The organism is Streptomyces sp. AN091965 (genome assembly GCF_022698285.1).
In the GTDB taxonomy this organism is placed as follows: Bacteria; Actinomycetota; Actinomycetes; order Streptomycetales; family Streptomycetaceae; genus Streptomyces.
The window spans coordinates 3,001,800-3,013,651 of the sequence record NZ_JALDMY010000001.1; the positions used below are offsets into that span (position 1 = coordinate 3,001,800).

Genomic DNA, 11,852 nt, shown 5'->3' on the forward strand with positions numbered 1-11,852 from the left:
TCCGCGCAGGCCGATCCAGGCGGAGCCGGGGCTACAGCAGGTCCCGGAGCCGCTCCGCCAGGAGGTCCCAGCGCCAGCGCTCCTCGACCCAGGCGCGGCCCCGCTCCCCCATCCGTCGGCGCAGCTCCGCGTCGCCGAGCAGGGGCAGGATCCGCTCGGCCGCGGCCTCGGGGGACCCGCCCCTGACGACCCAGCCGGTCTCCCCGTCGAGGACGGCGTCCGGCGCCCCGCCGGAGTCCCCGGCGACGACCGGCAGGCCCGTGGCGGAGGCCTCCAGATAGACGATGCCGAGGCCCTCGACGTCGAGCCCGCCGCGGCGGGTCCGGCAGGGCATGGCGAAGACGTCCCCGGCGCCGTAGTGCGCGGGCAGCTCGGCCCACGGCACGGCCCCGGTGAACACCACGGAGTCCGCGACCCGCGTCTCGGCGGCGAGCTTGCGCAGCTCCTTCTCGTACGGCCCGCCGCCCACGATCAGCAGCACCGCGTCGGGCTCGGCGGCGAGGATCCGGGGCATGGCGAGGATCAGGGTGTCCTGCCCCTTGCGGGGGACGAGCCGGGACACGCAGACCACCACGGGGCGGTCGGTGAGGCCGAGGCGCGCCCGCACCGCGGCGCCGCCCGAGCCGGGGTGGAAGGTCTTCTCGTCGACGCCGGGCGGCAGTTGGACCATGCGCGCGGCCGCGGCGGGCGTCAGCGCGGCGGCGATGCGCGAGCGCGTGTACTCGCCCAGGTAGGTGATGGTGTCCGTGGACTCGCCGATGCGGCGCAGGAGCTGACGGGACGCGGGCAGCTGGGCCCAGCCCGCCTCGTGCCCGTGCGTGGTCGCCACCAGGCGCCGCGCCCCCGCCCTGCGCAGGGCGGGGGCCATCAGGCCGAGCGGTGCCGCCGCGCCGAACCACACCGACGTACAGCCGTGTTCGCGCAGGAGCGAGACGGCGCGGTGCGTCACGCGGGGCGTGGACAGCAGCATCGTCGTCCGGTCGCGGACGACCGTGAAGGGCTGTTCGGCGTCGAAGGCGGCGGTGGCCTCGGCGCCCTCGCGGCCGCGCTTCCAGGTGGAGGCGTAGACCACGAGTTCGGCCGGATCGAGCCGCAGCGCCATGTTGTGCAGGAACGCCTGGATGCCACCGGGCCTGGGCGGGAAGTCGTTCGTGACGATCAGGGTCTTGTGCATCGCGGCTGACAGTACCGGCCGGGCGCCCCCGCGCGTCGCACGGCCCCGCCTCACACGGCCCCGCCCCCGGTCCGGGCATCATGACCGGCGAATAGTAATGAAGTACTGGAAAACGGGCGAGGTGCGCATGACGGGCACGAGCACGAGCACGGCCGCGGTGACGGACACGGATACGGGCACGGACACGGGTGCGAGCGCGGCCGAGGGCCCGGCACCGGCGCCGCGGACCGGTGCCCACGAGCTGGGTCTCCTGGCCGTCTGGACCCTGACCAGGGCCGTGCTCCTGCTGTGCGTCTTCCGCGTGATCGTGACGCCGGGACCCGACGTCACCAGCGACGTCACGTTCATCTACCAGGGCTGGTACGACGTCCTGCGCACCGGCACGTTCCCGCTCGACGACGTCACCTGGCAGTACCCGCCCGCCGCGGCGCTCGCGGTGCTCGGCCCCGGGCTGCTGCCGTTCCTCAGCTATCCCGCCGCGTTCTTCCTCCTGTCGTTCGCGGCGGACGCGGTGGTGACGGGCCTGCTGGTGCACGCGGGCGGGCGGCCGGGCCGCACGCTGCGCGGGGTGTGGGTGTGGACGGCGGGCGTGGCGCTGCTCGGCCCGACCGCCTACGCCCGGTACGACCTGATGGTGACGGCGCTCGCGGTCGCCGCCCTGCTGGCGGGCGCGCGCCGGGCCCGCGCGGCGGGGGCCCTCGCCGGCCTTGGTGCGCTGGTGAAGGTGTGGCCGGTGCTGCTGCTCGTGGGCGCCCCGCGCGGAGTGGCGACACGGCGCTCCTGGGGCGCGGCGGCGGCCGCGGCGGCCGTGGTCGCGGTGGTGTCCGTGGTGGCGATGCCGGGCGCCTTCGCGTTCCTGGCCTTCCAGCGCGACCGGGGCACGGAGGTGGAGTCGCTGGGCTCGCTCGTCTTCCACGTCGCGCGCCACCTGGGCTGGCAGGGCACCGTGCAGCTCAACTACGGATCGGTGGAGTTCCTCGGCCCCTATGTGTCCGTGGTGAGCACCGGCGCGCAGGTCCTGTCGGTGGCGGCCCTCGGCTGGCTGCTGCTGTGGCGGGCGCGGGCCCGCGCCTGGTCGGTGACCACCCCGGCGGACGCGGCCTTCGCGGCGGTGCTGCTCTTCACCATCACGAGCCGGGTGATCAGCCCGCAGTACCTGGTGTGGCTGGTGGGGGTCGCGGCGGTGTGCCTGGCGTACCGGGACAGCCGCATGGCCGTGCCCGCCCGGCTCGTGCTCGCCGCCACGCTCGTGACGTTCCTGGAGTTCCCCGTGTGGTTCGCGCACGTGGTGGCGAGCGACGCGCTCGGCGTGACGCTGCTCGTCGTCCGCAACGGCCTCCTGGTGGCGGCGGCGTTCCTCGCCTGCCGGACGCTGTGGCGGCAGACGGTCGTGACGGTCGCTCCCGCGCTCAGCCCAGCTCCCGCCGCAGGTAGTCCCGCCAGCGCGCGGTGAAGTCCTCGGGGCTGACGCCCAGGACGTCCCGCAGCTCCTTCTCCACCGCCCCCGCGCGCTCGTCGTGGGCGCCGACGGCCGCGTAGAACTCCACGAGCTTCCGCTCGCCCCACTTCTCGACGATCATCCGGCAGGCCAGCCAGGACCCCTCGTACGCCCGGGAGAGACGGTTCGCGTCGCCGCTGAAGCCGAAGTCGGCGTCCTCGGGCAGGGCCGCGGGCAGCGAGCCGTCCACGACCGCGCGGCGCAGCTCGGGAGCGGCCTGCTCGGGCGCGCGGCCCGTCCCCCGGTAGCCCACCCAGTCCGCGAAGCCCTCGGAGAGCCACAGCGGGGTGGCCCGCGAGGTGTCGGCGCGGGTGGCGACGTGCGTGGCCTCGTGCGTGAGGACGACCTGTTTGCCGAGGTCGCCGAGGACCCCGTACGCGTCGGGGTTGATGATGATCCGGTCCGCGGGCGCCGTGCCCGAGCCGCCCGCCTCGCCGGTGGTCACCGCGGCGATGCCCTGGTAGCCGGAGGCGGGCGCGCCGAGGAGGTCGGCCATGCCGTCCAGGGACCTGGGGACGAGCACCACGACCCGGCCCGCCCACGGGCGCGGCCAGGCGGCGCTCACGTCGGGCACCGCGTCGTCGGCGAGGCGCGCGTACCGTCTCAGGTCCGCGCGCTCCCTGCCGACGCCGAGGACCAGGCTGTGGGTGCCGCGCACGGACTCGACGCGGCCCTGGTCCCAGAGCTGCTCGGCGGCCTTGCGCGCGGGCCGCTCGGAGCTGACGTACCAGCGGCCCTTCCGCTCGCGCAGGACCAGCGTGCGGTCGACGCCGAGCGGCGCCCGGTCGTAGCCCGCCACGCGGTAGCGCAGCTCGGCGGTGACGGTGGCGCGCGCCCCGTCGCGGTCGAAGTCCTTGAGGCGGTACGACCACGACCTCAGCGGCAGCTCACGGACGTTGTCGTACGCGGTGACCGGGCCGCCCGTGGCCTCGTAGGCCCGCTCGTCGCGGTCGAGCACCGCCGCCGCGCGCCGGTCCAGGAGCTCGCGCACCCCGTCGGGCACGGTGTCCGCGGGCTCGGGGCCGCCGCAGCCCGCGAACGCGAGGGGGGCGAGCACCGCGAGACCGATGCCCGCCGCCCACACTCCGCGTCCACGCCGTCGACCAGCCACGTTGTCGATCGTACGGGGGCGGGGCGGGCCGCCCCCGGCCGACGGCGGGTCACCCGCGCAATCGCGTCACTCAGACCCGGGTCACGGACGACACCGGCATCATCCCCACCGGGTCGTAGCGCACCGCGGCGCCCGGGTAGGGCGCGTGCACGACCTGGCCGTTGCCCACGTACATCCCGACGTGGCTGGCGTCGTCGCGGTAGGTGACGAGGTCACCGGGCTGTGCCTGGGCGAGCGGCACCTGCCGCCCGGCGTAGCGCTGCGCCTGCGAGGTGCGCGGCAGACCGACGCCCGCCTGCGCGTACGACCACTGGGTGAGGCCCGAACAGTCGAAGCCGGAGGGGCCGTTGGCGCCCCACACGTAGGGCTTGCCGACCGCCGAGCGGGCCGCGGCGATGGCGGCGGCCGCGCGCGAGGACGCCGGGGCCCCGGCGCTCGCGAGGTCGGGCCGCGACGAGCCGCCGTCCGCCGAGCGCGAGGACCTGTCGTACTCCTCGCGCTGCGCCGCCGAGAGGGAGTTGAGCAGCCGCCGCGCCTTGGCCAGCTTGTCCTCGACGGAGCGCTTGTGGCGGGCGACGGTCTTGCGGCTCTTCTCCAGTTCGGCCAGTTTGCGCCCGGCCTCGGTGCGCTCCTGGGCGAGGGCGCGCTGGGCGCGCTGGAGCTTGGTGAGGTGGCCGGTCTGCCGGGCGCTGATGCGGTCGAGGGCCGAGGCCTTGTCCAGATAGGCGTCCGGGTCGGAGGAGAGCATGAGGGCGAGCGAGGGGTCGATGCCGCCCGAGCGGTACTGGGCCTCGGCGAGCGTGCCGAGCGTGCCGCGCATCTCGTTGATGCGCTCCTGGCCGCGGGCGACCTTGTCCTTGGACCGCTCGACCTGGCGGCGCAGCGTGTCCGCGCGCTCGTCCGCCTTGTTGAACGCCTCCGTCGCCTGCTCGGCCTGCTCGTAGAGCCGGTCGACCTTGGCCTTTGTCGCGGTCGGCGGGTCGGCGGGGGCGGCGCTCGCGGGCACCGCGAGGGCCGCGGCCGCGGTGGCGGCGGACAGCACGGTGACGGTGGCGGCGCGTGCGCTCCGGTCGAGGCCGGTGACTGCGGGACGGCGATGGGACCCCACGGGTAGCCGCTCTCCCTTCCGCTGGAGGGACCCCCGCGGACGCGGGAGCCGTACCCCGGTTGTCGGGGAACGCGCGCGACAGTAGCCGCGTGATCAGGCCGCGGCCAAAGACCTCCGGTGCCTACGCACGGTGACGCCCCGCCTCAGACGCAGGTCATCGGCGGGGCGCGGGGTCACTGGAAGGTGGCGGAATTCGCCCGATTGGGCGGTGCCGCTACGGCAGTCGGGGTCAGATGCGGACGCCGAACTGGAAGGGCATGTTGTTGATCGACTCGTAGCGCACCACGGCGCCGGTGCGCGGGGCGTGCAGCACCTGGCCGTTGCCCGCGTAGAAGCCGACGTGGTGCAGGTCGCCGTAGAAGATGACCAGGTCGCCGACCTTGAGGTCGCTCTGCGACGCGATGCGCGTACCGGCGTTCGCCTGGGCCTGCGAGGTGCGGGGTATGGAGACGTCGGCCTGGGCGTAGGCCCAGGAGGTGAGGCCGGAGCAGTCGAAGGAGCTGGGGCCGCTGGCGCCGTAGACGTACGGTGAGCCGATCTTGCTCTGTGCGGCGGCGTACGCGGCCATGGTGCGGTTGGAGCCCTTGACGCCGCCCTGGGGGGCCTTGGTCTCGGGGGCGTCGGCCGTGTCCGAGGCCTTGCGCTCGGCGTCGCGGCTGGCGCGGTCCTCCTTGGCCTTGAGGGCGGCGCGCTCCTTGGCGGACAGCGTGTTGAGCAGGCGCTGCGCCTCCCCGAGCTTGCCCTGGACCTCGCGCTTCTTCTTGCCGAGCTCCTCGCGCGTGGTGGCGAGGTCGGCGAGCTTGTCGGAGGCCTCCTTGCGCTGCTGCGCGAGGGTGCGCTGCTTCGCCTGGATCTTCTTGAGCGCCTCGGCCTGCTTGGTGCTCAGCTGGTCGAGCGCGGAGGCCTTGTCCAGGTAGCTGTCCGGGTCGGCGGAGAGGAACAGCTGCAGGGAGGGGTCGATGCCGCCGGAGCGGTACTGCGCGCTGGCGAGCGAACCGAGGCCGCCGCGCAGGTCGTTGAGGTCGTCCTGGCCGCGGGCGACCTTGTCCTGGAGGCGGTCGACCTGCTTCTCCAGCTTCTGCTGCTTCTCCTTGGCGCCGTTGAACTTCTCGGTCGCCTTCTCCGCCTCTTCGTAGAGCTTGTCGACCTTGGACTTCACCTCGTCCTTGCTCGGCTTCTCGCTCGGTGCGGCGTTGGCCGCCTGCGAGGTGAGCGCCACGGCCGCCGCGGCGGTCGCGGTGAGCACGGTCACGCGGGCGCGGCCCGGCTGCTTGAGACGACGGTGGGAAGCCACGAAGGCGGCTCCTTCGATGAGTGATCAACAGAGCGGAGGTCTGGCCGCGACCCTAGTGACCCCGTTGTGATCAGATCAAATCCTGACCGCGAAAAATTCGGTCAACGAGCGTTTTCTTTACAGTTGATCGACGGACCGTAGCGGTCAGTTGACGCTCCGTCGCATGCGACAGCGGTCCAATTCAGGCATAGGGAACGCCAGTTACGGATTCCGGCTAGCCGCGCGTAAGCCGCTTCAGGAGCACCACGGACGCCACGGGCCGCGCCCCGGCCTTGGCGATGCCGTCGGCCACCTCGCGGTCGGTCGAGGCGACGATCACCGGCCGCCCCGGCGGCTCGGCGCGCACGAGCTGGCGGATCAGCTCGTCCGCCGTGACGCCCGGCTTCGAGAAGAGCACCCGTACCCCGCGCGGCGGCGCGAGCAGCACCGGCGCGGCCAGCTCGGCGCCGTCGAAGACGCAGGTGACCTCGGCCCCGGTCTGCAGCGCGAGCTGCGAGAGCGAGCCGAGGAGGCGCAGCCGCTGCTTCTCCAGGGGCATCGTGGGATAGCCGGTCTTGGTGACGTTGTAGCCGTCGACGACCAGATGCGCCTGGGGCAGCGCGAGCAACTGGTCCAGGATCGCCGGGTCGTTCTCGGACAGGGCGCGGGCCGCGATGTCCTTGGGCGTCATCCGGCCGGGCTCGACGGCGTCCACGGTCTCGGCGGGGCGCACCGACACCGGCGGCAGCGCCAGTTCGCGGCGCAGCCCCTGGGCCGCGTCGAGCACCGTGTCGAGCAGCAGGCGTACCCGCATGTCCTCGACGCTGCGGCCCTCGCGCGCGGCCCTGCGGGTGGCCTCCAGGGCCGCCTCCGCCTCGCCGAGGCGGGCCTTCAGGCGCCGGGTCTCGCTGTCGGTGGCCGAAAGCTGCGCCTGCCCCTCGGCGCGCGCGGCCTCGGCGTCGGCGGTGACCTTGCGCAGGGCCGCCTCGCCGCGCTTGACGTCGCTGAGTGCCCCGCGCAGCTTGCGGTGCATCGATTCGGCTTCCTTCTTCACGGCGTCCAGCTCCGCGCGCAGCCGGTCGGTCTCGACCTTGGTGTGGGCGCGGGCGGCGGCGAGTTCCGCGCGCAGCCGCTCCAGCTCGGCCCGGGTCTCCTCGTCGGCGCGCTCGGCGTCCGCCCGCTGGGCCTCCTCGCCCGCGGCCGTGACGAGCTTCACCCAGCCGGTGGGGCGCAGCACATAGGCGGCGGCCGCCACGTCCAGCGGGTCGGCGGCGGGCGGCGGCGTGCCCGCGTCCAGGGCCGCGGTGAGCTCGGGCTGGGCCTCGCGCAGGCGTTCGCCGATGCGCTGGCGGAACACCGGGTCGCCCTCCAGGGCCGCGGCCATGGCGTTGCCCGCGAACTTCACGCGCCGGGTGGGCGTGAAGCGCGCGTACTGCCGCAGCTGCGGCGGCAGTTCTCCCACCGTGAGGCCGCCGAAGCCGTCCGACACGATCTGTACGACCGCCCGCCGCACGCCGTCGGGCAGCGGACGGTCGAGCACCTCGGCGGCGCCGTCCTCCGGCGTTCCGCCCGCGCTCTCCACCATCGGTCACCCCACTAGCTGTGCGGGGCCCGCCCCCATCAGGAGCCGGCCCCGGGCCTGTCCACGAGTTCCACCTGGTCCACCGCGTTGCACCAGCGGCAGCGGACCGACTCGATGGTCTCACTGACCACCTCGCGTTCCTCGACGTTCGGCTCTCCGGCCAGGTCGAGGTGCACATATTCGACGACCTTCGAGGAGCGGGTCACATCGAACCGCGTGAGGTTGCCGCAGAGCGTGCAGCGCCATCGGGTGGTGTCGGTCGGCAGGGGAACCGTCATCGTGACGTTCGCTTTCCTTCGGGAGGCCGTGATGCGTATTTCCCGTAACCCTAAGGCCTGCGTAAGGACCACCGCGTGCACCTGCGGAGGCTGCCCGTCCCGTACCCACAACCACCCGGGCGAGGCGGTCTGTACCGTTTGGCTCGCTTACGCCATGCTCTGTGCATGATCAACACGTGGGGCGTGGCGGCGGTCCGCGCGCTCAGGCGCCCGACCGCCCCGGTGACGTGCGCGCTGATCGCCGTCTGCTGCGTCGTCTTCGTCCTGTCCCCGCTGTCCGGACTCAACCCCTCGTACGGCACGGGCGACCGGCTCATCGCCGCCCAGCAGGCCTACTTCGAACGCTGGGGGGTGGTACCCGTCGAACTCCTCAGCGGCAAGCCCCGAGCCGCTCTCACCCCCCTGACGGCCCTCTTCGTGCACGGCAGCTGGCTGCACCTCCTGGGCAACATGCTGTTCTTGTACGTGTTCGGCGTGATGGTCGAGGAACGCATGGGCCACCTCCAGTACGCGCTCTTCGCCGTGTGCTGCGGCTGTCTCGCCCTGTTCGGCTACGCCGTCGCGCACGCGGGGTCCGGGCAGACCCTCGTCGGTGCGTCCGGGGCGATCTCCGCCGTGCTCGGCGCCTTTCTCCATCTCTTCCCGAAGGCGCGCGTCACCAGCCTCTTCCCGTTCCTGTTCTTCCTGCCGCTGCGGTTCCCGGCCTGGGTGGTGCTGCCGTTCTGGGTGGCGCTGCAGTGGGTGGCGGCGGGGCAGCAGCGACAGGGGCCCGGTGTGGCCTATCTGGCGCACCTCGTGGGCTTTTCGCTCGGGTTTGTCTACGCCTGGGGGTGCTGTCGGCGGGGGACTAGAGTGAAAGCCTCAGGAACGGCCACCGAGGGAGACAGCCAGCCGTGATCACCGCGATCGTGCTCATCAAGACCAGCGTCGACCGGATCCCGGAGATCGCCGAGTCGATCGCCGCCCTCGACTGCGTCAGCGAGGTCTTCTCGGTGACGGGCACGTACGACCTGATCGCCATGGTCCGGGTGGCCCGCCACGACGACCTGGCCGACGTCATCCCCGGCCGGATCAGCAAGATCCCGGGCGTCGAGGGGACGGACACGCACGTCGCCTTCCGCACGTACTCGCAGCACGACCTGGAGGCCGCGTTCGCGATCGGCCTCGACTCCTAGCGGCGCACCGCACCGGATGAGGGTTTCTTCATCCCCGGCTCATCCAGATGACGCGGTACGCCCCGCACGCTCGCTGCCATGGTCTTCTCCCACCGCATGGCGGCCCTCGCGGCCGTCGTGGCGATCCCCCTCGGCATCGCCGCGACCAGCTACGCCCTGACGGACTCCCCCGCCGAGCCGAAGGTCCCGCCCAAGGTGGAGCTGGAGAGCGGCTCCCCGTCGGGCACGCCCACCGGGCCGGAGCCCACCCCCAGCGACCAGGTCGTCGACCGGCCTCCGGTCAGCGAGAGCTCCGAGCAGAGCGGGAACGGCAAGGGCGGCGCGGGGGACACGGATGACGATGACGACGACCGGGGCTCCGGATCCGGCGGACCCGGACGGCCGGGAGACGATGCCGACGACACCGACGACGACGGGCCGGGCGACGACGGCTGACCCGCGTGCCTCCCCCGGCCCGCGCGACCCCCGCGACGCGCATCAGCCCTCCGGCTCCCCCGGCTCCCGGGACGGCGACTCCCGCGGGACCGTGCGGCGCCGCATCTCGGCGCGCGTCCGCATCCTGCTGTGGCTGCTCGTGGTGATGGCGGTCGCGTTCGCCGCGGTCGCAGCGACCACCCGCTCGATCCTGCTGCGCGACGTCGACCACCGGGTGAACCGGCTGCTCACCCAGGAGACCGGGGAGTTCACGCACTTCGTGGACGGGGGCGTCGACCCGGAGACCGGCGCGGGCTTCACCGACCCGCGCCGCCTCCTCGAAGTCTTCCTGGAGCGGCAGTACGCCGACCCGGGCGAGGAGCTGATCGGGCTCGTCCACCGCTCCGGCCAGGGCCCCGCCCAGCTCACCCAGGCCCGTGAGCTGTCCGTCGCGCACCCGCTGCACCGCGACCCCGACGCCCGCCGCCAGATCTTCGCGGCGAAGGGCTCCACCGGCACCCTCGACCGGGCGTCCGGCGAGCTGCGCTGGGCCAAGGTCGAGGTCGCCCCGCACGGCGGCGAGCCCGAGGCCGCCTTCGTCGTCGCCTTCCACCCGGGCGCCGAACAGGCCAAGGCGGACGACGTGTTCCGCATCCTCCTCGCCATCTCCGGCGTCGCGCTGCTGCTCACGACCGGCATCGGCTGGGTCGTGGCCGGGCGCATCCTCAAGCCGGTCCGCCTGGTGCGCACCGCCGCCGCCCAGCTCACCGAGCAGGACCTGACCCGGCGCATCCCGGTGCGCGGACGCGACGACGTCGCCGCGCTCGCCGAGACGTTCAACGGCATGCTGGACCGCCTGGAGCGGGCCTTCGCCGCGCAGCGCGAGTTCGTCGACGACGCCGGGCACGAGCTGCGCACCCCGATCACCATCGTCCGCGGCCATCTGGAGCTCATGGGCGACGATCCGGCCGAGCGCGAGGAGACCGTGCGCCTGGTCACCGACGAACTGGACCGGATGAGCCGCATCGTCGAGGACCTGCTGCTGCTCGCCAAGGCCGAGCGCCCGGACTTCATCACCCCGGAGCCGGTGCGGCTCGCCGAGCTCACCGCCGACGTCTTCGTGAAGGCCCGCACGCTGGGCGAGCGCCACTGGGAGCTGGCCGAGGTCGCCGACCGCGAGGCCGTCCTCGACCCGCAGCGCATCACCCAGGCCATGGTCCAGCTCGCGCAGAACGCCGTGCAGCACACCACCCGCGGCGAACGCATCCGCGTGGGCTCCCGCATCACGGGCCCGCACATCGAGCTGTACGTGGCCGACAGCGGCCCCGGCGTCCAGGCCCAGGACGCCGACGTCATCTTCGAGCGCTTCCGGCGCGGCACGTCCCGGCGCGGCGCCCGCACCAGCGGCGCTGGCCTCGGCCTGGCCATCGTCCGCGCGATCGCCGAGGCCCACGGCGGCCGGGTGGGCCTCGGCGCCACCGAGGGCGGCGGCGCCACCTTCGCCCTCACCCTGGACCTCGTACGCCCCCTGGAAGAGGTACGCACGTGAACCGCATCCTCATCGTCGAGGACGAGGAACGCATCGCCTCCTTCGTCGAGAAGGGCCTGCGCGCCAACGGCTTCACCACCACCGTGGTCGGCGACGGCGACGCGGCCTACGAGTACGCCCTCACCGGCGGCTTCGACCTGGTCGTCCTGGACATCGGCCTGCCCGGCCGCGACGGCTTCACCGTGCTGCGCGAACTGCGCGAGGCCCGGGTGACGGTGCCGGTCATCGTGCTCACCGCCCGGGACTCCGTGCGGGACACGGTGGCCGGTCTTGAGGGCGGCGCCGACGACTGGATGACCAAACCGTTCCGCTTCGAGGAACTCCTCGCCCGGGTGCGCCTCAGGCTGCGCACGGCGGCGCGCGCGCCGGAGGTGACGGTCCTCAGGTCGGGCACGCTCTCCCTCGACCTGCGCACCCGCAGGGCCCGCTCCGGCGAGCGCACGGTGGACCTGACGGCCCGTGAGTTCGTGCTCCTGGAGCTGTTCCTGAGGCACCCGGGGCAGGTGCTCGCCCGCGAACAGATCCTGTCCCACGTGTGGGGCTACGACTTCGACCCCGGGTCCAACATCGTGGACGTCTACGTACGGGCGCTGCGCAAGAAGCTGGGCGCGGAGCGTCTGGAGACGGTGCGCGGGATGGGCTACCGCCTGCCCGCCTGAGCGGTGCCACCGGCGCGCCCGCGCCGAGGGC

The 11,852-nt window shown here is 73.6% G+C and carries 12 protein-coding genes; 6 read left to right on the plus strand and 6 right to left on the minus strand.

The genetic code is table 11. The features are described from left to right. Positions 1 to 31: 31 nt before the first annotated feature. Positions 32 to 1,174, minus strand: a complete 1,143-nt coding sequence (locus tag MQV74_RS12495) for a glycosyltransferase family 4 protein (RefSeq protein ID WP_242716992.1) — start codon at positions 1,172 to 1,174, stop codon at positions 32 to 34. A 127-nt stretch (positions 1,175 to 1,301) separates the two neighbouring features. On the opposite strand from MQV74_RS12495, the gene MQV74_RS12500 reads away from it, so the two are divergent. Next, positions 1,302 to 2,627: a glycosyltransferase 87 family protein gene (locus tag MQV74_RS12500; protein WP_242716993.1), complete on the plus strand. Its 1,326-nt coding sequence runs from the start codon at positions 1,302 to 1,304 to the stop codon at positions 2,625 to 2,627. Here the strand turns inward: MQV74_RS12500 and MQV74_RS12505 are convergent. From MQV74_RS12505 to MQV74_RS12525, 5 genes are all read right to left on the minus strand, one after another. Beyond that, positions 2,584 to 3,783 (minus strand): hypothetical protein, encoded by a 1,200-nt coding sequence (locus tag MQV74_RS12505; protein WP_242716996.1) that lies wholly within the window; start codon positions 3,781 to 3,783, stop codon positions 2,584 to 2,586. The two genes, MQV74_RS12500 and MQV74_RS12505, sit on opposite strands and share 44 nt — an antisense overlap. 70 nt (positions 3,784 to 3,853) lie before the next feature. Next, complete coding sequence (locus MQV74_RS12510; RefSeq protein ID WP_242716998.1) at positions 3,854 to 4,891, minus strand: C40 family peptidase; 1,038 nt, start codon at positions 4,889 to 4,891, stop codon at positions 3,854 to 3,856. A gap of 229 nt (positions 4,892 to 5,120) precedes the next feature. Further along, a complete protein-coding gene (locus MQV74_RS12515; protein ID WP_242717000.1) occupies positions 5,121 to 6,185 on the minus strand; it encodes a C40 family peptidase in 1,065 nt (354 codons plus the stop codon). Positions 6,186 to 6,399: 214 nt separating this feature from the next. After that, positions 6,400 to 7,749: an NYN domain-containing protein gene (locus MQV74_RS12520; RefSeq protein ID WP_242717001.1), complete on the minus strand. Its 1,350-nt coding sequence runs from the start codon at positions 7,747 to 7,749 to the stop codon at positions 6,400 to 6,402. 35 nt (positions 7,750 to 7,784) lie between these two features. Continuing rightward, entirely contained in the window at positions 7,785 to 8,024 is a 240-nt protein-coding gene (locus tag MQV74_RS12525; protein WP_138959284.1) for a hypothetical protein, read from the minus strand. Positions 8,025 to 8,189: 165 nt separating this feature from the next. Between MQV74_RS12525 and MQV74_RS12530 the strand changes: the two genes are divergently transcribed. The 5 genes from MQV74_RS12530 to MQV74_RS12550 all read left to right on the plus strand — a co-directional run bounded on the left by MQV74_RS12530 (position 8,190) and on the right by MQV74_RS12550 (position 11,821). Beyond that, positions 8,190 to 8,921 carry a rhomboid family intramembrane serine protease gene (locus tag MQV74_RS12530; protein WP_242717004.1) on the plus strand — a complete coding sequence of 244 codons (732 nt, stop codon included), beginning with the start codon at positions 8,190 to 8,192 and terminating at the stop codon, positions 8,919 to 8,921. Further along, positions 8,918 to 9,199 carry an Lrp/AsnC family transcriptional regulator gene (locus MQV74_RS12535; RefSeq protein WP_055550052.1) on the plus strand — a complete coding sequence of 94 codons (282 nt, stop codon included), beginning with the start codon at positions 8,918 to 8,920 and terminating at the stop codon, positions 9,197 to 9,199. The genes MQV74_RS12530 and MQV74_RS12535 overlap by 4 nt, the downstream gene beginning before the upstream one ends. A gap of 78 nt (positions 9,200 to 9,277) precedes the next feature. Next, positions 9,278 to 9,634, plus strand: a complete 357-nt coding sequence (locus tag MQV74_RS12540; protein ID WP_242717006.1) for a small secreted hydrophilic protein — start codon at positions 9,278 to 9,280, stop codon at positions 9,632 to 9,634. A gap of 145 nt (positions 9,635 to 9,779) precedes the next feature. After that, complete coding sequence (locus tag MQV74_RS12545) at positions 9,780 to 11,162, plus strand: sensor histidine kinase (protein WP_242728628.1); 1,383 nt, start codon at positions 9,780 to 9,782, stop codon at positions 11,160 to 11,162. Next, positions 11,159 to 11,821: a response regulator transcription factor gene (locus MQV74_RS12550; protein ID WP_138959287.1), complete on the plus strand. Its 663-nt coding sequence runs from the start codon at positions 11,159 to 11,161 to the stop codon at positions 11,819 to 11,821. The genes MQV74_RS12545 and MQV74_RS12550 overlap by 4 nt, the downstream gene beginning before the upstream one ends. The last annotated feature ends 31 nt before the right edge of the window (positions 11,822 to 11,852 follow it).

Bases quoted from the DNA above. Each gene is read 5' to 3' on its own strand.
- MQV74_RS12520 (WP_242717001.1), bottom strand. From the start codon at position 7,749: ATGGTGGAGAGCGCGGGCGGAACGCCGGAGGACGGCGCCGCCGAGGTG.
- MQV74_RS12495 (WP_242716992.1), bottom strand. From the start codon at position 1,174: ATGCACAAGACCCTGATCGTCACGAACGACTTCCCGCCCAGGCCCGGT.
- MQV74_RS12530 (WP_242717004.1), top strand. From the start codon at position 8,190: ATGATCAACACGTGGGGCGTGGCGGCGGTCCGCGCGCTCAGGCGCCCG.
- MQV74_RS12540 (WP_242717006.1), top strand. From the start codon at position 9,278: ATGGTCTTCTCCCACCGCATGGCGGCCCTCGCGGCCGTCGTGGCGATC.
- MQV74_RS12500 (WP_242716993.1), top strand. From the start codon at position 1,302: ATGACGGGCACGAGCACGAGCACGGCCGCGGTGACGGACACGGATACG.
- MQV74_RS12545 (WP_242728628.1), top strand. From the start codon at position 9,780: ATGGCGGTCGCGTTCGCCGCGGTCGCAGCGACCACCCGCTCGATCCTG.
- MQV74_RS12525 (WP_138959284.1), bottom strand. From the start codon at position 8,024: ATGACGGTTCCCCTGCCGACCGACACCACCCGATGGCGCTGCACGCTC.